This is a genomic window from Pseudonocardia sp. ICBG162 (assembly GCF_020496225.1).
In the GTDB taxonomy this organism is placed as follows: Bacteria; Actinomycetota; Actinomycetes; order Mycobacteriales; family Pseudonocardiaceae; genus Pseudonocardia; species Pseudonocardia alni.
In genome coordinates, this window is record NZ_JAHLJD010000023.1 from 15,537 (window position 1) to 39,087 (window position 23,551).

The window sequence follows — 23,551 nt, forward strand, 5'->3', positions numbered from 1 at the left end:
CGGACGTCACGGTAGTGGCCCCGGGCGGCCGCCGCCCGGATCCGGTTCTCCCCGCCGTCGACGTGGAGGTCGGCGCCGAGCCCGACGCGGGCCGCACGGGTACTCAACGTGCCGACCCGTGCCCGGCGGACTGCTCCAGCTCGGCGCGGACCCGCTCGACAGGCGCTGCCTCCAGGACCTGCTCCGACGTCGGCTCCCGTGCCGAGCGGAGCTCGTCGATGAGGGGGCAGATCATGCCCGGACCGCAGTGCGGGCCCGGAACCGACGGCAACGAGCGCCGGTTCGGTACCGGGCGCGGCCGGGGTGCCGTGGGCATCGGTGGAGCCGGCGTGGGCGCCGGCCCCGGACCCGACGGTGGCGGCGAAGCCGGGACCGACGACCTTCGGGACAGCGGGCCCCGGTCAGGGTCTCCCCCGACGAGCTCAGGTGCGGCAGCGGCCACCGTTCCCGGCAGCTCGACCGACCAGTCCGGGCAGCACGACCGGCCGACGGTCGTCGAGCAGGATCACAGCTCTGCCGGGCTGGTCCGTCGGCCGGTGAGGACGGCGAGCGCCGCGCCCGCGGCGGCCATCACGGCGCCGACCGCCAGCCAGCCGAACGCGCCGGTCGCGAGTACGAGTGGCAGCACGAGCGCCGGTCCGACGATCCGGGCGAGCGAGGCCGCCATCCCGAACACGGCCTGGTACTGGCCCTGGGCGCCGTCCGGGACGGAGCCGAACGCGGCGAACCACGTCGCCGCCCCCGCCCCGATCTCGCCCGCGGTCAGCACCGTCACCCCCATGAGCACCAGCACCGCGGGCAGCACCACTCCGCCCGCACTGCCCGCGAATCCGATCAGGACACATGAGACGAGGAGCGCTGTCCCTGCGACCACGGCCGAGCGCCGGGCGGCCGCGGCGGTGACGATCCGCGCCGCCCAGGCGGTCTGGACGAGCAGGACGAGGACCGTGTTCAGCCCGAGCGCGACGGCAGCGATCCATTCCGGGGCGCCGGTCCGTGTGGCCACCCAGAGCGGCAGGATCACGCTGAGCACCGGCATCGTGAGCTGCAGCAGTGCGGACAGGCCGGTCACCGTGACGAACCGGCCGTCGCGCAGGGCGGTGAGCCCGGGCCGTCGGCCCGCTGCGACCCCGCCCGCGGCCCCGGCCGAGGCGGGCAGCCCGGCGAACAGCACCGCGCAGGCGAGTGCCGCGACCGCCCCGCCCACGAACGTCGCCCGGTAGAGCACCGCCGAGTCGACGGCCAGCACCACTGCGCCCCACACCGTGCCGAGACCCATCCCGGCGTTGAGCAGTGTGTGCAGTACTGCCCGGGCGCGTACCCGGTCCTGCGGCGGCACCATCGCGGCGACGACGGCCTGGCGGACCGCGCCGATCCCGGCCTGCGCGACGACGAAGCAGATCGCTCCGGCGGCGTAGGAGACGAGCCCGCCGGCCAGCGCGTAGACCACGAGCGCGACGACCACCAGCCCGCTCAGTCCGACGCCCGCCCGTCGCAGACCGATGGCATCCGCGAGCACCCCGATCGGCACCGACAGTGCCAGCGCACAGGCTGCGGCCGCGGCCAGCACGATCCCGACCGTCTCCGCGGCCAGGCCGACCCGTGTGCTGAAGTACAGCACCGCCGTGGCCAGTACTGCGCCGTCCACTGTGGACCCGGCGAGCTGGGTGATCCGGACCCGGCGGACGGTCCGCGTGACCTCGCTCACCGGGGAATCATCGGGCCGCGCCCGGGATCGGGGCAAGCAGGATCGCCTCGGCGCCCACGTCCGGCCCCGCCCGCAGATCACCGAGAACCGGTGGTTCGCTGCCCGTCGGGCCTCGAGCGAGGACGATCACGCAACGGCCACCGTCTACCGGATCCCCGGTGGATCGGTGTCGTCCCCGTCGGCGACGGCACCGGCGTACCGTCCCGCCAGTTTGCGCAGCTCGGCGGCCAGTTCCGGGGAGTCGTGCACGGAGAAGTCCAGGTCGAGCATGGACAGGTATCGCAGCAGCGTCGCCGGATCGTCCGCGCCGGTGTCGAGCCAGCACGATCGGGCGTCGATCGTGGTGAGTGTGCCGGCCGTGCGCGGTAGTCGCTGCGCCACGGCCTCCATCGGTGCGTGCAGCCGGATCCGCGCGAAGAACTCCCACGTCGCGCGAGCAGCGCCGTGAGCGACCAGTTCGTCCATGCCCTGCGGCGGTGGAGGGCGGGGGACGAATCGCGGCCCGTTCGGTACGCACGGGGTCAGACGGTCGACGCGGAGGACCCGCCAGTCGGCCGATCCGCGGTCGTAGGCGGCGAGGTACCAGCGGCCGAGCAGGTGCGCGATCTGGTAGGGCTCCACCACCAGCCGGGTCGTCGCGCCACTGTTGTCCACCAGGTCGACGCGTAGGCATTCGTGGTCCCGGCGGGCCGCCACCAGCGCCGTCAGCACGGCCGGGTCGACGGTCGCGCCACCGGGCAGGCCGGTCAGCGAGCCCGGCACGGTGACCGTGTGCGCGAGCAACGTGCCGATCCGGTGCCGCAGCCGGGACGGCAGCACCGTCTCCAGCTTGGCCAGCGCCCGCACCGCGGTCTCCTCGATGCCGGCCACGGTTCCGCCGGCGGCGGTCCGGAGGGCGACGGCGACCGCGACGGCCTCGTCGTCGTCGAGCAGCAGCGGAGGAAGGGACCCACCCGCACCCAGCCGGTAGCCTCCGCCGACCCCCGGTACGGCCTCCACCGGATAGCCGAGTTCACGCAGCTTCTCCACGTCGTTGCGCACGGTGCGGGCGGAGACGCCCAGTTCCCCGGCGAGGTCCGCGCCCGTCGACGGGTGGGCCTGCAGGAGCGAGAGGAGGCGGAGCAGACGCGCCGAGGTCGACATCATCGACGACGAACCTAGCCGCTCGCGGAACGAAATCTGCCGCATTGGCTCCTACCGTTCCGGACATGACGAACAACGGCATCCACCCGTTCCGGATCGACGTCGCGCAGACCGAACTCGACGACATGCGGGCGCGTATAGCGAACACCCGCTGGGCCCGCGAGCTGCCCGGGCTGGGCTGGGGCCGGGGCGTGCCGACCAGCTACCTGCGCCGGATCGCCGAGTACTGGCAACACACGTTCGACTGGCGCGCGGCCGAGACCCGGCTCAACGCGCTGCCGCAGTTCGTCACGGAGATCGACGGGCAGCCGATCCACTTCGCGCACGTGCGCTCCCCCGAGCCCGAGGCGCGACCGATGCTGATGCTGCACGGGTGGCCCAGCTCGTTCGCCGAGTTCCTCGACGTCGTCGGCCCGCTCACCGACCCGGTGACGCACGGCGGCCGTGCGGAGGATGCGGTGCACCTGGTGCTGCCCTCGTTGCCCGGATTCGGGTTCTCCGCGGTCACCGAGGCGGGCTGGGGAGACCTGTTCCGGGTCGCCGGGGCGTTCGCCGAGCTCATGACGAGGCTGGGCTACGAGCGATTCCTCGCCCAGGGGACCGACGTCGGCTCGGGCGTGGTCGCGATGCTGCCGATGGCCGCGGCCGGACGGGTGATCGCCACCCACGTCAACGGTCCCACCCCGTTCCCGCTCGGCCCGGAGGTGTCCCTCGACGGGCTGGCGGGCGGCGACCTCGACCGCGCGCAGCGGTTCAACACCTTCCGCGAGGACGGCACAGGCTACCTGCACATCCAGGCCACCCGGCCACAGACGATCGCCTACGGGCTCACGGACTCCCCCGTCGCGCAGCTCGCGTGGATCGTGGAGAAGTTCGCGGAGTGGACCGATCCGTCGTACGAGCTGCCCGAGGACGCCGTCGACCTCGACCTGCTCCTCACCACCGTGAGCCTGTACTGGTTCAACGAGCTGGGCTGGTCGACCGCGCACACGCTCTACGAGGGGATGCAGGCGTACAAGGCCTTCGCTCGACCGGCCGGGGACAAGGAGGTGGGCTGGGGCGACTCGGGTGGGTGGAGCGACGCGGGCGGATGGACGCCGCCGCCCGCCCCGCCGTCCGCGGTGTCCGTCTTCGCGGCGGATCTGTCGGTCCGTCGCGAGGTGGACCCGGCTGGTGCGCACGCAGCGTGGACGGAGCACGACCGCGGTGGGCACTTCCCGGCGATGGAGGTGCCGGAGCTGCTGGTGACCGACATCCAGGAGTTCTTCCGCGGACGCGATTGACGTGGATCGGGCCGCACGGGCCACCGGGCATCCGGTCCTGACCGGCCTCCCGCCCCGGGATCGGATCCTCGTCACGGCGTGGCGGACCGCCGGTGCACGATGCGGAAAGAGCTCACCACGGCCACAACGTCAGAACCCCGACCTCTGAAAGAGATCGGGGTTCTGATGATTCGTCTCGGGTGGAGCTGAGGGGATTCGAACCCCTGACCCCTTGACTGCCAGTCAAGTGCGCTACCAGCTGCGCCACAGCCCCTTGCGATATGAAGAACACTACACGGGCCGGTTTCCGGCTCGGAAAGGGGGGTGCCCCGGGCGGCACCGGCACCTACCGTCGGCCCCGTGCAGCCCTCTGACATCGGACGACTGGTCACGCTCGGCGCCCCCGCGGTGTCCCCGGACGGCACGGTCGTCGCCGTCGCGGTCCGCCGCGTCGACCTCGGCGCCAACCGGTACCGCACTGCGATCTGGCTCACCCCGACCGACGGGAGCGGCCCGCCGCGCCGGCTGACCGGCTCCGAGCACGGCGACTCCTCCCCCGCCTGGTCGCCGGACGGGACGCGGCTGGCCGTCGTCACCGGGCGGGAGGGCGGCGGCGCGCAGCTGCGGGTGCTGCCGATCGGCGTCCCGGGCGAGCCGGTGGTGGTCTGCGAGCGTCCGGAGCCGGTGTCCGAGCCGGTGTGGTCGCCGGACGGCACGCGGATCGCGTTCGTGTCCCGGGAACGGGCGGCCCGCTGGGCCACCGGCGACGACGAGCGGACCCGCGAGCCGCGCCGGATCGACCGGCTGTTCAGCCGGCTGGACGGGGAGGGCTGGATCATCGACCGGCCGTCGACGGTGTTCGTCGTCGACGCCGGGGGTGGCGACCCGGTGGCCGTCGCGGGCGGGCCGTACGAGCACTCGTCGCCCGCCTGGTCGCCGGACGGGCGGACGCTGGCCGTCGTCGCGGACCGCGAGCCGGACTGGGACCTGGACGAGACCGCGCGGATCTACCTGGTCGACGCCACGGGCGGCGGGGACGGGCCGCGGCGGCTCACCCGCACCGGACGCCATCACACGCACCCGTCCTGGTCGCCGGACGGCACCCGGCTGGCCACCCTGGCCTCCGACGACCACCTGGCGACCCCGGCGCACGCGTCGCCGGCGGTGGTCGACGTCGCGACCGGGCGGGAGGACGTCCTCGCGACCGGCATCGACCGCACCTGGCGGCCCTTCCCCGGCGCCCGCCCCCCGATCTGGGACGACGGCCACCTGCTCGTGTCCTGCGAGGACCGTGGCGGGGTCCACCTGTACCGGGTCGCGGCCGACGGCGCGGGGGCGGGCACCGCGCAGGCGCTGCTGACCGGCGAGCGGGCGGTGACCGCCTACGACCGCGCGGGCGGGACCACCGTCGTCCTGGTCACCGACCACGACCATCTCGGCGAGCTGCACGTCACCGACGACGGGTCGCTGCGCCGGCTCACCTCGCTCACCGAGCCCTTCCACGACGCCGTGCCGCGCGGGCGCACCCCGGTGCGGCTGGCCGTGCCGTCCCCGGCCGGGGACGGCGACGTCGACACCTGGGTGCTGCTGCCCGACGAGCCCGCCACCGGCGACGGCGGGCGGATCCCGGTGCTGCTGTCGATCCACGGCGGCCCGATGACCCAGTACGCCGACGCCTGGTTCGACGAGTTCCGGCTGTGGGCGGGCGCCGGCTACGCGGTCGTCTGGTGCAACCCGCACGGCTCGACCGGCTACACCCAGGACCGGGTCCGGGCGATCCGCAGCCCGCTGGCGGAGACCGCACCCGGGACCGGGTGGGGCGGGATCGACGCCGACGACGTGCTCGCCGCGCTCGACGGCGCCCTCGCGGCCGTCGACCGGCTCGACCGGGACCGGGTGGGCGTCCTCGGCGGGTCCTACGGCGGCTACCTCACCTCGTGGCTGGCCGCCCACCACTCCGCCCGGTTCGCCGCCGCGTGCAGCGAGCGGGCGGTGAACAACCTGGAGTCGCTGGACTGGAGCTCCGACGCCGCCGGGTGGTTCGGCCACGAGCTGGGCCGCTCGCTGCTGGACGCGCCGGAGGAGTACCGGCGGATGTCTCCGCTGCACCACGTCCGCGGCATCGATGTGCCGATGCTGATCCTGCACTCCGAGGACGACCTGCGGTGCCCGGTCGAGCAGGCCGACGCGCTGTTCGTCGCGCTGCGGCTGCTCGGGCGGGCGGTGGAGTACTGGCGGTTCCCGGAGGAGAGCCACGGGATGTCACGCGACGGGTCGCCGCGCCACCGCGTCCAGCGGGCGCAGATCATCCTCGACTTCTTCGGCCGACACCTGGGTGGGCGCAGGCCGGAGCGGGTGCCCGCGGGCTGAGCCCCGGGGCCGCTCAGCCGGCCCGGCTCCGGTCGTCGTCGTCCTCGTCGGTCCCGTCGGCGCCGTCGAGGTCGCCGACGGTGTCGGTCTCCGGGCCGACGGAGCGGGGCGCGCCGTCGGTGGCCCGGACCGGCTCGCCGACGGGCTCGCGGAGCCGTCGCAGGGCGGGGTCGTCGACCCAGAACTCGTCGAACCCGTGCTCGGCGAACCGGTCGGCGACGCGGTGGATCGCGATGTCGTGGCGCACGTAGAGGTGCGCGAGCAGCACCGCGGCCGGGTCGTCGGTGTAGAGGCCCCAGGTGCGGTCGGCGGTGAGCCCCCCGATCACGGCCTGGTCCCGGTCCGCGACGACGATGAGCATCCGCCGGCCGAGGTTGTCCTCGACCGCCGAGGGCTCGGAGTAGCGGTGCTCGGTGTGCCAGCCGACCGGGTCGTCGTCGGGGCCGAAGACGACCGTGGCCACGTCGACGCCGTGCTCCTCGGCCCGGCGGATCGTGGGCTTGAGGGCCTCGACGTCCTCCGGCCAGCCGAGCACGTACAGCTCGGAGCGGGCCGCGGCGGCGACGTCCTCGGCCCGCTCGAGCAGCATGCGCCGCTCGGTCAGCGAGTGCACCAGCCGCACCTGCGGTGGCGCGGTCAGCCGCGGGATCTCGTTCTGCAGGATGCCCAGCGTGCGGTCGAAGTCGCGGCGCATCCGCTCCAGCAGCGTCGCGGGCGGCAGCGGGACGTAGCCGGTGCCGTCGGCGGCCCGCACCTCGAACGCCGCGCCGCGGCCGACGAGCTTGCCCAGCGTCTCGTAGACGGTGCTGCGCGGCACCCCCGACCGCTTCGCCACCTCGTAGCCGTTCACCGCCTCGCCGGCACTGACCAGGGCGACGTAGGCCTTCGCCTCGTACCCCGACATGCCCAGACGTTGCAGTTCTTCCGTCACCCGCCGTACGGACATTGCGAGATCATCTCACTCATTCGGCACCGTCCCGCGACGTGGTGCCGCGGCCCCGTCGCACACGACGGTCTCCCCTATGATCGATTGCGGACGACGGATTGATACGTCCGAATCCGCACCATCATCACAATCGGGGACCCGGAGCGCGCGCCACACCGGCCCGCATCGCCGCGTCCGCCTCACGCAGGATCTCGCGCATCGCCGCTCCGGCACCCGCCGGGTCACCGGACCGGACGGCGTCGGCGACGTCGCGGTGCAGCCGGATCGCGTCCGGCTCCGGCCGGCTGGGCATCAGGTGGTGCCGGGTGCGCCCGGCCAGCACCTCGGCGACGACGTCGCCCAGCGCGGCCACCATCTCGTTGCCCGAGGCCGCGAGCAGCGTGCGGTGGAACACGACGTCGGCCTCCAGGTAGGCCAGCAGGTCCCCGGACCGCCCGTGCACGGTCATGTCCATCACCGCGCCGACGAGCACACCGCACTGCTCGGGGGTGGCCCGGTCGGCGGCCAGCTCGGCGGCCAGCGGCTCCACCCCGCAGCGCAGCTCGGACAGCGACCGCAGCTGCTCGTCGCGGCCGGGACCGTCGAGCCGCCAGCGGATCACCCGCGGGTCGTGCACGTTCCACTGCTCCCGCGGGGCGACCGTCGTGCCGACCCGGCGCCTGCTGCGCACCAGGCCCATCGACTCCAGCACGCGCACGGCCTCCCGGACGACGGTGCGCGACACGCCGTAGCGCGCGACCAGCTCCTCGGCCCGCAGGACCTCGCCCGCCCCGATGGTCCCCGCGGCGATCGCGGTACCGAGCCGGTCCAGGACGTCCCCGTGCAGACCCTCCGTTGCGCCACCCACGAGCCGAATCGTGCCACTCCATCGTCGCAGCGAGGCAATTCGACATACCTGAACCGATTCGGTATTGAAAAAGTACTACTTATGACCGACGCTGGTCCCGCAACGGGCGGGGTACCCCCGGTCCGTGTGCCGATGCCGCCACACCCGTGAGGAGCCGATGCAGTGACGCAGCAGCCACCCCGCCCCCTCGTCGTCGTGATGGGGGTGTCCGGCTCCGGGAAGTCCACCGTCGGCGCCGCCCTCGCCGACGCCCTCGGTGTCCCCTTCACCGACTCCGACGGCCTGCACCCGGCCGCGAACGTCGCGAAGATGACCCAGGGGATCCCGCTCACCGACGCCGACCGCGAGCCCTGGCTCGACGCCGTCGGCGCCCGGCTGGCCGAGCACACCGGCACCGGGCTCGTCGTCGCCTGCTCGGCGCTGCGCCGCGCCTACCGCGACCGGCTGCGCTCGCACGCGCCGTCGACGGTGTTCGTGCACCTGTCCGGCGACGCCGCCGTGCTCGCCGAGCGCATGGGCGGGCGCTCCGGGCACTTCATGCCGACCGCGCTGCTCGACTCCCAGCTGGCCACCCTGGAGCCGCTGGCCGCCGACGAGGCCGGGACGACGCTGGACATCCGCCGGCCGGTCGACGAGATCGTCGCGGGCGCCGTCGCCGTGACCGGGCCGGAGGTGGCCCCGCGATGACGCTGCACCCCGCACTCGTCCTGGCCGCGGAGCAGGCCCAGCCGGTCGCCTCCGCCGGTCGCCTCCGCCGGTCGCCTGGTGACCGCCGCACTGGTGGGCATCGTCGCACTGGTCCTGCTGATCACGCGGTTCTCCCTGCACCCGTTCCTCGCACTGACCATCGGCTCGCTGCTCGTCGCGGGCGTGGCGGGCATGTCGATGGGCGACGCCGTGGAGGCCTTCTCCGACGGCTTCGGCTCCACCGCCGCGAGCGTCGGCACGCTGATCGCGCTGGGCGCGATGTTCGGCAAGCTGCTCGCCGACTCCGGCGGTGCCGACCGACTGGTCGACGCGATCGTCTCCCGCTCCGGCCCGCGGACGCTGCCGTGGTCGATGGCCGCCGTCGGCGCGCTGATCGGCCTGCCGATGTTCTTCGAGATCGGCCTGGTCATCCTGATGCCGGTCATCTTCCTGGTCGCGCGCCGCGCCCAGGTCTCGCTGATCGCCGTCGGCATCCCGGCACTGGCCGGGCTCTCCGCCATGCACGGCCTCGTCCCGCCGCACCCCGGCCCGCTCGCCGCGATCGGCATCCTCGACGCCGACCTGGGCATCACGCTGGTCCTCGGTGTGCTCGTGTCGATCCCGGTCGTCGTCCTGGCCGGGCCGCTGTTCGCCAAGGTCGCGGCCCGCTGGGTCGACGTGTCCCCGCCCGCGCTCTTCGAGTCCCGGGTCGCGGCCGGGAGCAGCACCGCGTCCGGCGGGTCGGCCGGCGCCACCACCGGCACCGACCCGGACACCGGCTCCGGCAGCGGCTCCGGCGACGACGCCGCCGTCGACCGCGACGCCCCGGACGGCGGGCCCACCCGGCGCCCCGGGTTCGCCGCCACGCTGCTCACCGTGCTGCTGCCGGTCGTGCTGATGATGGGCAAGGCCGTCGGCGACATCGCCGCGCCCGAGGGCAACCCGGTGCGCGCCGCGCTGGACTTCGTCGGCACCCCGCTGGTCGCGCTGCTGCTCTCGGTGCTGGTCGCGATGGTCACCCTCGGCACCGGATCCGGCATGAACCGCGCCGGGATCATGGGCTCGCTGGAGAGGTCGCTGCCCGCCATCGCCGGCATCGTGCTGATCGTCGCCGCGGGCGGCGGGTTCAAGCAGACCCTGGTCGACACCGGGATCGGCGCGATGATCGCCGGCTGGGCCACCGGCGCCGGCATCTCCGCGCTGCTGCTGGGCTGGCTGGTCGCGGTGGCGATCCGGCTCGCGACCGGGTCGGCGACCGTCGCGACGGTGACCGCCGCGGGCATCCTCGTCCCGCTGCTGCCGACGCTCGACCCGACCCAGACCTCGCTGCTGGTACTGGCGATCGGCGCGGGCTCGCTGTTCTTCTCCCACGTCAACGACGCCGGGTTCTGGCTGGTCAAGGAGTACTTCGGGCTCACCGTCGGCCAGAACATAAAGACCTGGTCGATCATGGAGACCGTCATCTCGGTCTCCGGCCTGGTCCTGGTGCTGCTGATCGACCTGGTGATCTGACCCCGCTCAGACGACGACGCCGGCCCGGGTCGCCGGGTCGGCGCCGGTCGTCCGGCCCGGCCCGGCGACGTCGCGGGCGGTGCGGGCCAGGCGCCGTACCGCCTCGGCCGTCACAGGCCCGGGGTGGGTGAAGGGCACCCGCAACCGGTCGGTGAACGCGTGCCCGGCCCCGAACCGCGGCCCGGGCGCCAGCACCAGACCGTGTCGCGGGGCGGCCGCGGTCAGCGCCGTCGAGACGTGCGCACCGAGGTCGCACCACAGCGCCAGCCCGCCGTCGGGGACGGTGAAGCGCCAGTCCGGCAGGGCCGCGGCGAGCTCGGCGACCAGCAGGTCGCGCCGGGTGCGCAGCACCCCGACCCGTTCGGCCCGCAGCACGTCGAGCCGCTCCAGCACCTCGACGGCGACGAGCTGCTCCAGCACCGGCAGCGCCAGCTGGGCGCGGGCCAGCCGTCGTCGCATCCGGGCGGCGCGCTCGCGGCCGGCCCGGATCCAGCCGATCCGCAGCCCGCCCCAGGCGATCTTGCTCAGCCCGCCGACGGTGACGACGTCGTCGGGCCCGGCGGCGTGCGCGGCACACGGCAGCGGCCCCGTGGCGCCCTCGCGCAGGTCCAGCTCGGCGAAGGTCTCGTCGACCAGGGCGACGGTGCCCTGGCGGGCGAGGCGCTGCACGAGCCGGGCGCGGGCGTCGTCGTCGAGGAGGCGGCCGGTGGGGTTCTGGAAGTCCGCCATCAGGTACGCGACCCGCGCCGCGGTCTGCCGGGCGGCCCGCGGCAGCACGGTCTGCGGGGTCGCGTCGGCACCGTCCGCCGACACCGGGACGGCGACCGCCCCCGCGTCGGCGACGACGTCGAGCGCCGACGGGTAGGTGGGGTGCTCGACGAGCACCCGGTCGCCGGGCCCGGCCAGCTCGGCGACGACGATCCCGATCGCCTGCAGCGCCCCGCCCGTCACGACGACCTGCTCCGGCCCGGTCGGGAGCCCCCGGGCGGTGAACCGGTCGGCGATCGCGGCCCGCAGCGCGGGCAGGCCGTCCGGGCCGTAGCCGTGGCCGGCCAGCTCCGCGGCACCCCGTTCGACGGCGCGGGCGACCAGGTCGGGCAGCACCGCGGGCGCGGCGGGCGCGGCGTGGGCGAGGTCGATCGTGCCGCGGTCGACCGGCCCCGGCGCCCAGACCCCGTCGACGCCCCCGGTGCGGTCCGGGAGCCGTACCCAGGTGCCCGACCCGTGCCGGGCGTCGGCCCAGCCGTCGTCGCGCAGGTCGCGGTAGGCGCGGGCGACGGTGACCCGGCTGACGCCCAGCGCCTCGGCCAGCGCCCGCTCCGCCGGCAGCCGGGTGCCCGACGGCAGCCTGCCGTCGCCGGTCAGCACCCGCACCGCGTCGGCCAGCACCCGGTACGCCGGGCCGCGCCCGCCGTGGACGTCGCCGCACAGCGCGGCGAGGCGCTCCGCCCCGATCCCCTGCGTCATTCCCGATCCACTTTCGTTCGAGTGGCACGGTGACGACAGGCCACCGACAGAGGCAGCATGCCATCTCGTGACGATCGACAGCTCCCGCTGGTCGCTGCGGATGCCGCGGCGCACCCGGCGGCTCACCCAGCTCGTGGCCGGCCTGGTCGCCTACGCGGTCTCGATGGCGCTGATGATGCGCGCGGCCCTCGGCTCGATGCCGTGGGACGTGTTCCACCAGGGCGTCGCCGGCCGTACGGCCCTGTCGGTGGGCGCGGTGACCGTGGTCGTCGCGGTCGGGGTGCTGCTGCTGTGGATCCCGCTGCGGGAACGGCCGGGACTCGGGACGGTGGCGAACGTCGTCGTCATCGGGGCGACGGTGGACACCGCGCTCGCGGTGCTGCCCGCCCCGGAGGCGCTGTGGCTGCGGGTGGCGTACGCCGTCGCCGGGATCGTGCTGAACGCGGCGGCCACGGCGGCCTACATCGGGGTCGGACTGGGGCCGGGCCCGCGGGACGGGCTGATGACCGGGCTCGCGGCCCGCACCGGCCTGTCGGTGCGGCTGGTGCGGACCGCGATCGAGGTGACGGTCGTGCTCGTCGGGTGGGTGCTCGGCGGTGTCTTCGGCCCGGTGACGGTGGTCTACGCGCTCGCCGTCGGGCCGCTGGTGCAGTGGTTCCTGCCGCGCTTCACCGTGGGTGCGGTCAGCCCGTCACCTTCGACAGCCAGTCCCCGTTGCTCAGATCCATCTTGACCCCGTTCACCATCACCGTCGGGGTCCCGAAACGGCCGCCGGGCGCCACCGCTGGGTCGGCGACGGCCGCCTTGGTCGCGTCGGCGATCGCCTGGCTGTTCGCCTGGCGGGTGACGCAACCCGCGAAGTCGCCCTTGGCCCCCAGCTCGGTGCCGAGCGCGGTCAGCTCCTGCACCGTCTTCCCGGCACTGCCCTCGGTGGGCTGTTCGGCGTAGAGGCGGGAGTGGTACGCGGGGAAGATCCCGGCGTCGGCGGCGCACAGTGCGGCGTTGCCGGCGCGGGTCGAGTAGCCGGGCGGGGTCGAGCGCTCGTCGAGGATCACGATGTGGTGATAGTTGATCTTCGCCTTGCCCTCGTTCACCGCGGTGGTGAGCTGGTTCCCGACACCGCTCTCCAGCTGCTGGCAGGCGGGGCAGAGGTAGTCCTCGTAGAGGTCGACGGTCACCGGTGCCGCCTGGTTCCCGGCCTTCACGACGACGCCGTCGCGGGTCACCGGGTAGGTCGCGACGGTCGCCTTCTGGTAGTTCTGGTACAGCACGTAGACGCCGGTGGCCAGGGCGATGACCAGCACGAGCGCGCCGATCCCGAGGTTGCGACCGAGCCCGCTCGAGGTGCGTGCGGAGCTGATCCCCGCCGCCTGCAGCCGGGCCTGCGCGGCCTGTCGGCGCTCGCGCTCACTCTGTCCCATCAGTGCTCCTCCGTCGCGTCCGCCGGCGCCCGCCGGTCGTGGTCGTGTGCCGCGGCCCGGTCCCCGCGCCCGTCGAGGGAGAACAGCGTCCGCGGGCGCGCCACCAGGTACACCGCGGCCGCCGTGAAGGCGAGGTCGCGCAGCAGGGACAGGCCGTAGCCGGTGTCGTCGGGGTCGACCGGCCCGCCACCGCCGAAGCAGCCGCAGTCGATCGCCAGCCCGCGCGCCCACGCCTGCACCAGCCCCGCGACGAACGCGAGCAGCAGCACGGTGCCCACCACCGCGGCGAGCCGGGTGGCGAGACCCGCGAGCAGCAGCAGGCCGAGTGCGATCTCCAGCGGCGGCAGCAGGGTCGCGACCGGCACGACGAGCGCGTTCGGCAGCACCCGGTAGGCGGCGACGGCGACGGCCGTGGTGAACGGCTCGGACAGCTTCACCGCCCCCGACACCAGCCAGACCGCGGCCAGCCCCAGCCGCAGCACGGTGCCCAGCACGTCGAGCGGGCGGGCTGCGGTCACGACCGGGAAGCCTAGCGAGCCCGCCGGTTCAGAACTCCTCGCGGGCGGACTCCTGCTCCAGCAGCGCGTCGAGATCGGTCAGCCGCTTCATCGTGGCGACGGCGCGGGCGGTGCGGTTGTTGCCCGCCATCATCTCCTCGTGGCGGTGGACGAACTGCCAGTAGCCCGCGGTGAACGGGCAGGCCTTCTCCCCCACCCGCACCTTCGGGTCGAACGCGCAGCCCGAGCACAGGTCGGTCATCCGGTCGATGTAGGCGCCACCGGAGGCGTAGGGCTTGGTGGCCATCCGGCCGCCGTCGGCGTGCTGGCTCATCCCGATCACGTTGGCGGGCATCACCCAGGCGAACCCGTCGACGAACGCGGTCGCGAACCAGTCGTTGAGCTCCGCGGGCCGGTAGCCACGCTGCATGGCGTGGTTGCCGAGGATCATCAGGCGCGGGATGTGGTGGGTCCAGCCGCGGTCGCGGACCCCGCCCAGGGCGTGCGACAGGCAGTTCGCGGTGACGGCGTCGGCGTCCAGGTCGGTCCACCAGTCCGGCAGCGGGGTGCGGGCCCGCAGGTGGTTGCGACGCGTGTAGCCGCGCCCGAAGCGCCAGTACAGCTGCCAGACGTACTCCCGCCAGCCGAGGATCTGCCGGACGAACCCCTCGACGCTGGACAGCCGGGCGTCCCCGTCGTGGTAGGCCTGCTCGGCGGCGTGCACCGCCTCCAGCGGGTGCAGTGCGCCCAGGTTCATCGGCACCGACAGCAGCGAGTGCGCCATGGCCCAGTCCTGCTCCAGCACCGCGTCCTCGTACGGGCCGAAGGTGTCGAGGCGGTGCCGGACGAAGTGCCGCAGCGCCCGGGTGGCCTCCTCGTGGGTGACGGCGAAGCGGCGCGGCCCGTCGTTGCCGACCGTGGGGTACCCGGCCGCGTCGAGGTCGGCGCGGACCTGCTCGTCGATCCCGTCCTCGCGGGGCTTCCAGGGCTCCTTCACGTCCAGGCGCTCGGCGCCCTTCGGCGGGGACTCGCGGTTGTCGTGGTCGTAGTTCCACTTCCCGCCGACGGGCTTCTCGCCGTCCATGAGCACGGAGAACCGCTCGCGCTGGGCGCGGTAGAACTCCTCCATCCGGAAGGTCTCGCGGTCGCCGGCCCACTCGTCGAACTCGTCCTTGCCCAGCGCGAAGGTCGGGGTGGGCCGGACCTCGGTGACCAGCCCCTCCTTCACGAAACGGCGCACCATGTCCGACGCCGGGAACGACGTCGGCTGGTGCACCACCACCGGGCGGCCGACCTGCTCCAGCGCCTCGCGGTAGGTGTCGGTGCGCAGGTAGGTGGCCCGGTCGCCGAGCTGCTCGGCGAGGTGACGCATCCCGGACAGCACCAGGTGCAGCTTCTGGCGGTGGTGGCGCCGCCGGCCCAGCGCCCGGGTGGACTCGACGATCACGACCTCGCGGTCGGCGAACTCCTCGGTGTCCCACACGTGCGGGCCGAGCTGGTCGGCGAACAGCCAGAGCGGAGCCGTGTCATCGGACGACATCGACCCAGTGTCGGGGTGGTCGCACACCGCCGCGCGGCGAGCGCGGTCGTCCTATCGTTGCAGGCGTGAACGATCCGGAGCTGGAGGCGGAACTCGCCGACCACAGCCACGACCACTCCCATCGGGACGTCTCGGGCGGCTGGCTGCGCGCCGCCACGTTCGGCGCGATGGACGGCCTGGTCACCACGATCGCGCTGGTCGCGGGCGTCGGCGGGGGCGGGGCGGACCGCGACCTGATCGTGCTGACCGGGCTGGCGGGCGTCGTCGCGGGGGCGTTCTCGATGGCCCTGGGCGAGTTCGCCTCGGTCGGCACCCAGAACGACGCGCTCGACGCCGAGGCCGCCGTCGAGCGCCGCGAGCTCGCCCGGCACCCGCGCGCCGAGGAGCACGAGCTGGCCTCCCGGTTCCGCGAGATGGGGCTGACCGGGCAGACGGCGGACGCGGTCGCCCGCGAGGTGCACCGCGACCCGGAGCTGGCGCTGCGGATGCACGTCAGCCAGGAGCTGGGCGTCAGCCTGGACGACAAGCCCTCGCCCTGGGTGGCGGCGACGTCGTCGTTCGCCGCGTTCGCGGTCGGCGGGCTGATCCCGCTGATGACGTTCCTGCTCGGCTACGGCTCACTCGCGCTCGGCCTCGCCGTCGGCGGCGTCGGCCTGCTCGTCGCGGGGGCGCTGACCTCGCGGTTCACCTCCCGGTCGTGGTGGTCGGCGGCGCTGCGCCAGCTGGCGTTCGGCGCCATCGCCGCCGGCGCCACGTACCTGGTCGGCATGCTGATCGGCGTCAGCGCCGCCTGAGGGTCAGTCCTCCACGCTGATCACCCGGGCCGGGCACACGTGCTCGGCCTCCTTCACCGCGTCCCGGTCGCCCTCGGCCGGCGAGTCGGTCAGCAGCTCGACGATCCCGTCGTCGTCCTGGTCGAAGACGTCGGGCGCGGTCACGACACACTGACCGGCCCCGATGCACAGTTCCTTGTCCACGATCACGCGCATGGCCATCAGAATGCCACCGGCAGCGCGTGCACGCCGTAGATCGCCATGTCGTCGCGGAACGGGATCTCCGAGTCCGGCACGGTGACCCGCAGTCCCGGGAAGCGCCGCAGCAGCGCCGGGTAGGCGATCTGCAGCTCCAGACGGGCCAGTGGCTGCCCCAGGCACTGGTGCACCCCGAACCCGAACGCGACGTGCCGGTTCGTCCCGCGGGACACGTCGACCTCGTCGGGGTGCGGCCACTGCCGGGGGTCGCGGTTGGCGGCCTCGGCGGCGAGCACCACGCCCTCCCCCGCCCGCACCGTGACCCCGCCGATCTCGAGGTCCTCGGTCGCGACCCGGCGACGGCCGATGTGGGTCACGGTCAGGACCCGCAGCAGCTCCTCGACCGCGGCGCGGACCTGCGCGGCGTCGCCGTCGCGGACGACGGCGAGCTGGTCGGGGTGGTGCAGCAGGGTCAGCGTGCCGAGCGCGATCATGTTCGCCGTCGTCTCGTGCCCGGCGACGAGCAGCAGCAGCGCCGAGGCGCTCGCCTCGTCGACGGTGAGGTCCCCGGCCGCGACCCGGGCGGCCATCCCGCCGAGCACGTCGTCGCGCGGCTCGTCCAGCCGCGCCCGGACGAGGCCGGCGAGGTAGTCCTGCAGCGCGTCCGACGCCGCGGCCGACGCCTCCGCGCCCGAGGTCAGGTCGACCATGATCCGGCTCTGCGACTCGAAGAACGCATGGTCGGCGTAGGGGACCCCGAGCAGGTGGCAGATCACCAGCGACGGCAGCGGCAGCGCGAACGCCTGCACCAGGTCGGTCGGGTTCTCCCCCGCCTCCATGGCGTCCAGCAGCTCGGTGACGGTCTGCTCGACCAGCGGCCGGAGACGCTCGATGCGGCGCACGGTGAACTCACCGATGAGCATCCGCCGGTGCCGGGCGTGCTCGGGGCCGTCCATCATGATGAAGCTGCGCCGGCGCCCCCGGGAGCGCACGCGGCGCGACCGCGACGCGGCCGGGTAGCCGTCGCGGTCGGCGTCGGCGGACAGCCGCTCGTCGGCGAGCGCGGCGCGGACGTCGTCGTAGCGGGTGACGAGCCACGGCGTGCTGCCGTCCCAGATACGGACGCGGGCGATCCCCGGCCCGGCGGGGCACTCGTCGTCCCGGATGCGGGCGAGCTCGGCGGGCGGGTCGAAGGGGCACCCGCGCGTCATCGGGTAGGTGGGCACGGGATCGGTCACGGCGGTCATCGGCATCACTCCCACCAAGGATGTTAGCAATGCACAGTTTCATCGCGCAACGATCTTCTCCGGAAACAGGAACGGCCCCGTCCCGGGGTCGGGACGGGGCCGCTGGGCGGTGGAGGTGCCGGGAATCGAACCCGGGTCCTCCGTCGGTTCACGAGGGCTTCTCCGTGCGCAGTCCGCTAGGTCTCTACTCGGATCCACCGGTCACGCGAACAAGCCGGTGTGACGATCCCAGCCGCTGTTGGATGTCCCCTGCGGTTCCGCGGCCGGACCGCAGGGTGAGTCCCCTGAATGATGTCGGGACCCGGAGCGGGGACGCCTCCGGCCCGACAGCCCCTACCTGAAGATCAGGCAGCGAGCGCGTAAGCGCTCTGGGCAGTGCGACTGTTGTCGGCACTTATTTTTTTGCGACGCATGGTTAACGAGATCATCGTCGCCTTCCTCGGCACGCTTCACCTCGATCAACGATCGGAGTCGAAACCGTTCACCCCCTGGTCGGGTCCCGGAGGACCCGCAGTCCACCTGCACTCCGCCCGGACGTACCCGGGCGGACGCACAGCATAACGCCCCGCGCCCGCCCGATCATCCCGGTTACCGGTGGCGTGTCACCCCGCCGCGACCTCGTAGGTGTGCCCCGCGGCCCGCAGCCGGTCGACCAGCACGTCACCCAGCGCGGTGGCCGGGGTGAGACAGCCCGCGCGGTCGGGCAGCGCGGACCCGCCCAGGGCCAGCGCGAGGCCCGCCTCGCCGAACATCACCGCGGTGGCCCCGTAGCCGGGGTCGCCGGGACCGGAGACCCGCACCCGGTAGCGACGCCCGGACTCGGTCTCGGCACGCACGTCCATCCGGAACCAGCCGCGCTCGCGGGTCCGCTCCGACGGCCCGGTCCCGGGCGCGGGCAGCACCCGGTCGAGCAGCGGGCGGATCGGCGGCACCATGAACGCGCCGACCAGCGCGCCGAGCCCGCCGGTGACCACACCCGCGGTGATCGCCCCGGACACCCCGCGACCGCAGCCCTGGAGCTCGCCGTAGCGCAGGCCGCGGCCGTAGGCGTGGTCGAGCAGCGCGTTGGAGCGGCGCACGATCCGGGTGTTGTAGGACGCCATCACGAACGGCGCGGTCCAGGTGCCGTCCGGGAGCCGGGCGGGCGGTCCCGCGTCACCCGGCTGCGACGGCGTCGGCTCGGCCGAGGGGTCGGGGCTCAGCGAGTGCGGGCGGGCGGCCAGGCGCCGGGCGTCGCGGTCGGTGCGGACGGTGTCGAGCTGCCCGCGCAGCGAGTCCACCGTGCCGCCCGAGACCCCGCCGCGCATCGTCGCGACCGTGCGGACCTCGGTGAGCCCACCCGCACCGTCGGCCTGTGCGGCCCGGTGCGCGAGGAACACCCCCAGGTCGGAGGGGACGGAGTCGTAGCCGCAGGAGTGCACGATCCGCGCGCCGCTGGCGCGGGCGGTGTCGTGGAAGCGGTCGATCGCCTCGCGGACGAACAGCACCTCACCGGTGAGGTCGGCGTAGTGGGTGCCGGCCCGCGCGCACGACCCGACCAGCCCCAGGCCGTACTTCGCGTACGGGCCGACCGTGCTCAGCACGACGCGGGCGCCCGCGGCGAGCCGGTCGGTCGCGGCCGGGTCGGCGGCGTCGGCGACGATCAGCGGCCAATCCCGCGCCGACGCGGGCAGCGCCGCCCGGGTCGCGGCGAGCCTCGCCTCGGAGCGGCCGGCCAGCGCGATGCGCACCCCGGGCGGGGCGTGCTCGGCGAGGTGACGGGCGATGAGGCCGCCGACGAAGCCGGTCGCACCGTAGAGGGCGATGTCGACCGGGGCGGCCGCGCCGTTCCCGTCGTTCTGCGGGCTGACCATGTCTAGGAGCTCCTCGGGGTCTCGGCCGCGGGGCCGGGGGTGGCGTGTCGGACGGGGTCGACGCCCAGCAGCGCGGCCGGGGCGTCGTACAGGACCGAGCGCAGGAACGCCGCGCCGAGGCGGGGCTCGGCGGCGGCCCAGCCGGCGATCGCGGCGAGCTGCTCGGCGTAGGCGTAGGGGATGTTGGGGAAGTCGGTGCCGAGCACGATCCGCCCCGGGTGCTCGGCCAGGCGTGCCGGCCAGTCCGGCGGCAGCGGCGCGATCCGCTGGGAGAACGCGGTCCCGACCATCGTCGTGTCGAGCACCAGGTTCGGGAACCGGTCCAGCAGCTCCAGCGCGCCCCGGAAGTCCGGCATGCCCGCGTGGGCCAGCACGATCCGCAGATCGGGGTGCGCCGCCAGTACCTCGGCGAAGATCCCGAGGCCGGTGTGCTCGCCGGGGATCGGGCCGTCGCCGCAGTGAACGACGGCGGGCACACCCGCGTCGGCCAGCAGGCCCCAGGCGTCGCGCAGCAGGGGGTCGCGCGGGTCGAACCCGCCGACCTGGACGTGCACCTTGACCATCCGCGCCCCGTCGGACACGGCACGGCCGAGGTAGTCCACGACGGACGGTTCCGGGTAGAGCGTCGCGGTGCGCACCGCGCGCGGGTGGGCGTCGGCGAACCCGCCGGCCCAGCCGGTGAGCCACTCCCCCATGCCCGGCTTGTGCGGGTAGGTCAGGGGCGCGAACGCGAGCACCCCGAGGCGTTCGAGGATCGCGTACCGCTCCTGTTCGGGCAGCCGGTACTGCACCGGCCACGGGGTGCCGTAGTGGGTCTCAGCGGCGTCGAAGTAGGCCCAGACCTTGTCGAGCATGCGCTGGGGCAGGAAGTGCACGTGCACGTCGACCAGGCCGGGCAGGTCCAGCTCGGCGGTCCAGCGGGGCACGTCGGCGTCGTCGGAGGGTGGCACGGGGAGATCCACGGCCCCACCCTAGGCGGGCCGTGGCTCAGCCGCGCAGGTCCCGGGCCCGCCCCTTGGCCGCACGGCCGACGGCGCGCGCGATCTCCTTCTGGGCGTCCTTCTTGGCCAGGTCACGGCGCTTGTCGTAGTCCTTCTTGCCCTTGGCGAGCGCGATCTCGCACTTGACCTTGCCGTCGTTGAAGTACAGCGACAGCGGCACCAGGGTGAGCCCGCCCTCGCGGGTCTTGCCCATCAGCCGGTCGATCTCCCCACGGTGCAGCAGCAGCTTGCGGGTGCGGCGCGGCTCGTGGTTGGTCCAGCTGCCGCGCACGTACTCCGGGATGTGCAGGTTGCGCAGGAAGATCTCGCCGTCGTCGATGGTGGCGAAGGCGTCGACCAGCGACGCCCGGCCCAGACGGAGGCTCTTCACCTCGGTCCCCTTGAGCGCGACCCCGGCCTCGAACTCCTCCAGGATCGCGTAGTCGTGCCGGGCCCGACGGTTCTGCGCGATCACCTTCCGGCCCTGTTCCTTCACACGACCAGCCTACCCGCGCACCGCCACCGGTATCCGACCGCGGCATCGCCGGAGCAGTGCTCTTGCACTTCGGCGGCGTCGCGTGCACACTCGGTTGCGAGAGCAGTGCTCTCGTATCAGATCGACGATCACAGGAGACGGACATGACGACGACGGTGCTGGTGACCGGGGCGACCGGCGGGATCGGCGGGCACCTGCTGACCGCGCTGGCCGGTCGTGACGTGACGGTGCGGGCACTGGTCCGCGACCCCGACCGCCTCGGCGACGCCGCCGGCGTCGAGGTCGTGCGGGGCGACCTGCGCGACCCGGACGCCGTCGCCACGGCGCTGCACGGGGTCGACGCGGCCTTCCTCAACTCGCCCTCGGCCCCCGACGCCGCGACCACCCAGATCGCGGTGGCCGACGCCGCCGCGACCGCCGGGGTGTCCCGGCTGGTGCTGTTGTCGCAGTTCGCGGCACGGGCGGACTCCCCGGTGCGGTTCCTGCGCTGGCACGCCGCGGTGGAGCAGCACGTCCACGACCTGGGGATCGGCCACGTGGTGCTGCGGCCGAACCTGTTCCTGCAGGGCCTGCTGGCCTTCGCCCCCCTGGTCGCCGCGACCGGCCGGTTCGGCGCCCCGATCGGCGACGCCGCGGTGAGCGCGGTCGACGTGCGCGACATCGCCGACGCCGCCACGGCCGTGCTCACCGGCGCCGGACCGGACGGTGCGGTGCACGACCTCACCGGGCCGCGCGCCGTCACCCACGCCGGGATCGCCGCGGCCCTGACCCGGGCCACCGGGCACCCGGTCGCGTTCGACGACCTCACCCCGGAGGCGTTCGCCGCCGTCCTGGACGGGGTGCTGCCGCCCTGGCAGGCCGCGGGACTGGTCGAGGACTACGCCCACTACGGGCGGGGCGAGGCGGCGCGGGTGGACGACGCCGTGGCCGTCCTCACCGGCCACCCGGCCCGCACCCTGGAGGAGTTCGCCCGCGACCACGCCGCGGCGTTCGCCCCCGCGGGGTGAGCGCTCAGACCTTCACATAGGCGCGCAGGGTCACGTAGCCGGTGACCCCCGCGACGAGGGCCCCGGTGGGCACGAGCAGCGCCGAGACCACCAGCACGTCGGTGATCCGGACCGGCGGGATCACGCCGGCCTGACCCATCGCGGCGAACAGGTCGTCGACGACGGCGTACTTGGCCGCGACCAGGCCGATCCCGGCGAGCGCCCCGCCGACGGCCCCGGCGATGGCGGCCTCGACCAGGAACGGCAGCTGGGTGGTCCAGCGCGTCGCCCCGACCAGGCGCATCACGCCGACCTCGGTGCGCCGCATGAACGCCGAGACCTGCACCGTGTTGAAGATCAGCAGGATCGCCGCGAGCGCCTGTACGACGGCGAGCGCGAACGCCACGTTGCGCACCCCGTTCAGGAAGTCGAACAGGGTCCCGACGACGTCGCGCTGGTCGATCACCCCGCGCACCCCCGGCCGACCCTCGACGGCGGCCCGGGCGGCCGCGGCGCCCGCCTGCTGGTCGGTCAGGGTGACCCGCAGCGTGGCGGGCAGCGACTGCGGCCGGGCGACGTCGGCGACCGACTGCCCGGCGAACAGCTCACGGAACCGGGTCCAGGCCTGCTGTTGGGACTCGAACGAGACCGAGCCGACGCCCGGGGCGGCCTCCAGCGCGCTCCGCACCGACGCGCACGTCGGCCCGCTGCAGTCCGGGTCGGTCTCCGAGACGTCCGGGGTGAGCGCCACCTGGATCTCGAGCCGGTTCGTGTAGAGCGCGGAGATGTCGTCGATGGTGCGCAGCACGAGCAGGCCCGCACCGACCGACATCAGGGTGACCGCGGTGGTCAGCACCATCGCGACGGTCATCGTGACGTTGCGGCGCAGACCGGAGGAGACCTCGCGGGTGAGCAGGGCGGGGCGCATCTACCGGCCCGCCCCGTACACCGCGCGGGCCTCGTCACGCAGCACGCCGCCGTCGGCCAACTCGATCACCCGGCGGCGCATCGCGTCCACGATGGACGAGTCGTGGGTGGCCATCAGCACCGTGGTGCCCGCGCGGTTGATGCGCTCCAGGACCTGCATGATCTCCCGCCCGGTCTCGGGGTCGAGGTTGCCGGTGGGCTCGTCGGCCAGCAGCAGCGGGGGCCGGTTGACCGACGCCCTGGCGATCGCGACGCGCTGCTGCTCACCGCCGGACAGCTCGTGCGGCAGCCGCTCGGCCTTGCCCTGCAGCCCCACCATCTCCAGCAGCTCCGGGACGGCGATCCGGATCTCCGACGGCCTGCGCCCCAGCACCTCGAGCGCGAACGCGACGTTGCCGGCGACGGTGCGCTTGGGCAGCAGCCGGAAGTCCTGGAACACGCAGCCGATCCGCTGGCGCAGCTTCGGCACCTTGCGCCGGGGCAGCCCGGCGACGTCGAGGCCGTCGATGAGGATGGATCCCGAGGTGGGGACGTCCTCGCGCAGCAGCAGCCGCAGCAGCGTCGACTTGCCCGACCCGGACGGTCCGATCAGGAACACGAACTCGCCCGCACCGACCGTCGCGGAGACCCGGTCCAGCGCCGGACGCCCGGACGCCGGGTAGCGCTTGGTGACGTCCCGCAGCTCGATCAC

Annotated in this window: 23 protein-coding genes, 1 tRNA gene and 1 other RNA gene; 7 read left to right on the forward strand and 18 right to left on the reverse strand. The window is 74.2% G+C overall.

Annotated elements, in window-relative coordinates:
• Positions 1-103 precede the first annotated feature (103 nt).
• The 3 genes from KPL60_RS33980 to KPL60_RS22350 all read right to left on the reverse strand — a co-directional run bounded on the left by KPL60_RS33980 (position 104) and on the right by KPL60_RS22350 (position 2,854).
• Entirely contained in the window at positions 104-235 is a 132-nt protein-coding gene (locus KPL60_RS33980; protein ID WP_255656391.1) for a hypothetical protein, read from the reverse strand.
• A gap of 270 nt (positions 236-505) precedes the next feature.
• Positions 506-1,708 (reverse strand): MFS transporter, encoded by a 1,203-nt coding sequence (locus KPL60_RS22345; RefSeq protein ID WP_226367093.1) that lies wholly within the window; start codon positions 1,706-1,708, stop codon positions 506-508.
• 144 nt (positions 1,709-1,852) lie between these two features.
• Positions 1,853-2,854 carry a YafY family protein gene (locus KPL60_RS22350; RefSeq protein WP_226367094.1) on the reverse strand — a complete coding sequence of 334 codons (1,002 nt, stop codon included), beginning with the start codon at positions 2,852-2,854 and terminating at the stop codon, positions 1,853-1,855.
• A 62-nt stretch (positions 2,855-2,916) separates the two neighbouring features.
• Here KPL60_RS22350 and KPL60_RS22355 point away from each other — a divergent pair, with 62 nt between their 5' ends.
• A complete protein-coding gene (locus tag KPL60_RS22355) occupies positions 2,917-4,134 on the forward strand; it encodes an epoxide hydrolase family protein (protein ID WP_226367095.1) in 1,218 nt (405 codons plus the stop codon).
• Positions 4,135-4,314: 180 nt separating this feature from the next.
• Here KPL60_RS22355 and KPL60_RS22360 read toward each other — a convergent pair.
• Positions 4,315-4,387 (reverse strand) — tRNA-Ala (locus KPL60_RS22360).
• A gap of 86 nt (positions 4,388-4,473) precedes the next feature.
• Here KPL60_RS22360 and KPL60_RS22365 point away from each other — a divergent pair.
• Positions 4,474-6,483, forward strand: a complete 2,010-nt coding sequence (locus tag KPL60_RS22365; protein ID WP_226367096.1) for a S9 family peptidase — start codon at positions 4,474-4,476, stop codon at positions 6,481-6,483.
• A 13-nt stretch (positions 6,484-6,496) separates the two neighbouring features.
• Here KPL60_RS22365 and KPL60_RS22370 read toward each other — a convergent pair whose 3' ends face one another.
• The gene (locus KPL60_RS22370; RefSeq protein WP_374228736.1) at positions 6,497-7,387 is read right to left on the reverse strand and encodes a TrmB family transcriptional regulator; all 891 of its coding nucleotides are present in this window, start codon (positions 7,385-7,387) and stop codon (positions 6,497-6,499) included.
• Between the two features lie 166 nt (positions 7,388-7,553).
• Positions 7,554-8,276, reverse strand: a complete 723-nt coding sequence (locus KPL60_RS22375; protein ID WP_226355419.1) for a FadR/GntR family transcriptional regulator — start codon at positions 8,274-8,276, stop codon at positions 7,554-7,556.
• Positions 8,277-8,474: 198 nt separating this feature from the next.
• Between KPL60_RS22375 and KPL60_RS22380 the strand changes: the two genes are divergently transcribed.
• Together KPL60_RS22380 and KPL60_RS22385 are read left to right on the forward strand one after the other, a co-directional pair.
• Positions 8,475-8,963, forward strand: a complete 489-nt coding sequence (locus KPL60_RS22380; protein WP_224403973.1) for a gluconokinase — start codon at positions 8,475-8,477, stop codon at positions 8,961-8,963.
• Positions 8,964-9,041: 78 nt separating this feature from the next.
• Positions 9,042-10,475 carry an SLC13 family permease gene (locus tag KPL60_RS22385; protein ID WP_226367098.1) on the forward strand — a complete coding sequence of 478 codons (1,434 nt, stop codon included), beginning with the start codon at positions 9,042-9,044 and terminating at the stop codon, positions 10,473-10,475.
• A gap of 6 nt (positions 10,476-10,481) precedes the next feature.
• Here the strand turns inward: KPL60_RS22385 and KPL60_RS22390 are convergent, their stop codons facing one another.
• Positions 10,482-11,942, reverse strand: a complete 1,461-nt coding sequence (locus tag KPL60_RS22390; protein ID WP_226367099.1) for a PLP-dependent aminotransferase family protein — start codon at positions 11,940-11,942, stop codon at positions 10,482-10,484.
• A gap of 100 nt (positions 11,943-12,042) precedes the next feature.
• On the opposite strand from KPL60_RS22390, the gene KPL60_RS22395 reads away from it, so the two are divergent.
• Complete coding sequence (locus KPL60_RS22395) at positions 12,043-12,675, forward strand: hypothetical protein (RefSeq protein ID WP_255656411.1); 633 nt, start codon at positions 12,043-12,045, stop codon at positions 12,673-12,675.
• Here the strand turns inward: KPL60_RS22395 and KPL60_RS22400 are convergent.
• From KPL60_RS22400 to KPL60_RS22410, 3 genes are read right to left on the reverse strand one after another with little or no spacing between them, the layout of a single operon-like run.
• Positions 12,626-13,363 (reverse strand): thioredoxin domain-containing protein, encoded by a 738-nt coding sequence (locus tag KPL60_RS22400; RefSeq protein WP_226367100.1) that lies wholly within the window; start codon positions 13,361-13,363, stop codon positions 12,626-12,628. The two genes, KPL60_RS22395 and KPL60_RS22400, sit on opposite strands and share 50 nt — an antisense overlap.
• Complete coding sequence (locus tag KPL60_RS22405; protein WP_226367101.1) at positions 13,363-13,881, reverse strand: MauE/DoxX family redox-associated membrane protein; 519 nt, start codon at positions 13,879-13,881, stop codon at positions 13,363-13,365. The genes KPL60_RS22400 and KPL60_RS22405 overlap by 1 nt, the downstream gene beginning before the upstream one ends.
• Positions 13,882-13,909: 28 nt before the next feature.
• Entirely contained in the window at positions 13,910-15,400 is a 1,491-nt protein-coding gene (locus KPL60_RS22410) for a cryptochrome/photolyase family protein (protein WP_226367102.1), read from the reverse strand.
• Between the two features lie 65 nt (positions 15,401-15,465).
• On the opposite strand from KPL60_RS22410, the gene KPL60_RS22415 reads away from it, so the two are divergent.
• Positions 15,466-16,194, forward strand: a complete 729-nt coding sequence (locus tag KPL60_RS22415) for a VIT1/CCC1 transporter family protein (RefSeq protein WP_226367103.1) — start codon at positions 15,466-15,468, stop codon at positions 16,192-16,194.
• 3 nt (positions 16,195-16,197) lie between these two features.
• Here KPL60_RS22415 and KPL60_RS22420 read toward each other — a convergent pair whose 3' ends face one another.
• The 6 genes from KPL60_RS22420 to smpB form a co-directional block, all read right to left on the reverse strand.
• Positions 16,198-16,389 (reverse strand): ferredoxin, encoded by a 192-nt coding sequence (locus KPL60_RS22420; RefSeq protein WP_073578396.1) that lies wholly within the window; start codon positions 16,387-16,389, stop codon positions 16,198-16,200.
• A 5-nt stretch (positions 16,390-16,394) separates the two neighbouring features.
• On the reverse strand, positions 16,395-17,618 hold the full coding sequence (locus KPL60_RS22425) for a cytochrome P450 (RefSeq protein WP_226367104.1): 1,224 nt from the start codon (positions 17,616-17,618) through the stop codon (positions 16,395-16,397).
• Positions 17,619-17,725: 107 nt separating this feature from the next.
• Positions 17,726-18,107: a transfer-messenger RNA gene (ssrA, locus tag KPL60_RS22430) on the reverse strand.
• A gap of 113 nt (positions 18,108-18,220) precedes the next feature.
• Positions 18,221-19,471, reverse strand: a complete 1,251-nt coding sequence (locus KPL60_RS22435) for a trans-acting enoyl reductase family protein (RefSeq protein WP_226367105.1) — start codon at positions 19,469-19,471, stop codon at positions 18,221-18,223.
• 2 nt (positions 19,472-19,473) lie between these two features.
• Positions 19,474-20,433: an amidohydrolase family protein gene (locus KPL60_RS22440; RefSeq protein WP_226355409.1), complete on the reverse strand. Its 960-nt coding sequence runs from the start codon at positions 20,431-20,433 to the stop codon at positions 19,474-19,476.
• A gap of 25 nt (positions 20,434-20,458) precedes the next feature.
• Positions 20,459-20,947 (reverse strand): SsrA-binding protein SmpB, encoded by a 489-nt coding sequence (gene smpB / locus KPL60_RS22445; RefSeq protein ID WP_060713108.1) that lies wholly within the window; start codon positions 20,945-20,947, stop codon positions 20,459-20,461.
• A 143-nt stretch (positions 20,948-21,090) separates the two neighbouring features.
• On the opposite strand from smpB, the gene KPL60_RS22450 reads away from it, so the two are divergent.
• On the forward strand, positions 21,091-21,954 hold the full coding sequence (locus KPL60_RS22450; protein WP_226355408.1) for an NAD(P)H-binding protein: 864 nt from the start codon (positions 21,091-21,093) through the stop codon (positions 21,952-21,954).
• A 4-nt stretch (positions 21,955-21,958) separates the two neighbouring features.
• On the opposite strand, the gene ftsX is transcribed toward KPL60_RS22450, so the two are convergent.
• Together ftsX and ftsE are read right to left on the reverse strand one after the other, a co-directional pair.
• Positions 21,959-22,861 carry a permease-like cell division protein FtsX gene (gene ftsX, locus KPL60_RS22455; RefSeq protein WP_226367106.1) on the reverse strand — a complete coding sequence of 301 codons (903 nt, stop codon included), beginning with the start codon at positions 22,859-22,861 and terminating at the stop codon, positions 21,959-21,961.
• Entirely contained in the window at positions 22,862-23,551 is a 690-nt protein-coding gene (ftsE, locus tag KPL60_RS22460) for a cell division ATP-binding protein FtsE (RefSeq protein ID WP_226355406.1), read from the reverse strand.

What these genes read in the sequence shown, in the direction of transcription:
- KPL60_RS22380 (WP_224403973.1), top strand. Translation starts at nt 8,475, where the DNA reads ATGGGGGTGTCCGGCTCCGGGAAGTCCACCGTCGGCGCCGCCCTCGCC.
- KPL60_RS22410 (WP_226367102.1), bottom strand. Translation starts at nt 15,400, where the DNA reads ATGTCGTCCGATGACACGGCTCCGCTCTGGCTGTTCGCCGACCAGCTC.
- KPL60_RS22425 (WP_226367104.1), bottom strand. Translation starts at nt 17,618, where the DNA reads ATGACCGCCGTGACCGATCCCGTGCCCACCTACCCGATGACGCGCGGG.
- KPL60_RS22450 (WP_226355408.1), top strand. Translation starts at nt 21,091, where the DNA reads ATGACGACGACGGTGCTGGTGACCGGGGCGACCGGCGGGATCGGCGGG.
- KPL60_RS22420 (WP_073578396.1), bottom strand. Translation starts at nt 16,389, where the DNA reads ATGCGCGTGATCGTGGACAAGGAACTGTGCATCGGGGCCGGTCAGTGT.
- KPL60_RS33980 (WP_255656391.1), bottom strand. Translation starts at nt 235, where the DNA reads ATGATCTGCCCCCTCATCGACGAGCTCCGCTCGGCACGGGAGCCGACG.
- KPL60_RS22370 (WP_374228736.1), bottom strand. Translation starts at nt 7,387, where the DNA reads ATGTCGGGGTACGAGGCGAAGGCCTACGTCGCCCTGGTCAGTGCCGGC.
- KPL60_RS22395 (WP_255656411.1), top strand. Translation starts at nt 12,043, where the DNA reads ATGCCGCGGCGCACCCGGCGGCTCACCCAGCTCGTGGCCGGCCTGGTC.
- KPL60_RS22355 (WP_226367095.1), top strand. Translation starts at nt 2,917, where the DNA reads ATGACGAACAACGGCATCCACCCGTTCCGGATCGACGTCGCGCAGACC.
- KPL60_RS22400 (WP_226367100.1), bottom strand. Translation starts at nt 13,363, where the DNA reads ATGGGACAGAGTGAGCGCGAGCGCCGACAGGCCGCGCAGGCCCGGCTG.
- KPL60_RS22390 (WP_226367099.1), bottom strand. Translation starts at nt 11,942, where the DNA reads ATGACGCAGGGGATCGGGGCGGAGCGCCTCGCCGCGCTGTGCGGCGAC.
- KPL60_RS22435 (WP_226367105.1), bottom strand. Translation starts at nt 19,471, where the DNA reads ATGGTCAGCCCGCAGAACGACGGGAACGGCGCGGCCGCCCCGGTCGAC.
- KPL60_RS22350 (WP_226367094.1), bottom strand. Translation starts at nt 2,854, where the DNA reads ATGATGTCGACCTCGGCGCGTCTGCTCCGCCTCCTCTCGCTCCTGCAG.
- ftsX (WP_226367106.1), bottom strand. Translation starts at nt 22,861, where the DNA reads ATGCGCCCCGCCCTGCTCACCCGCGAGGTCTCCTCCGGTCTGCGCCGC.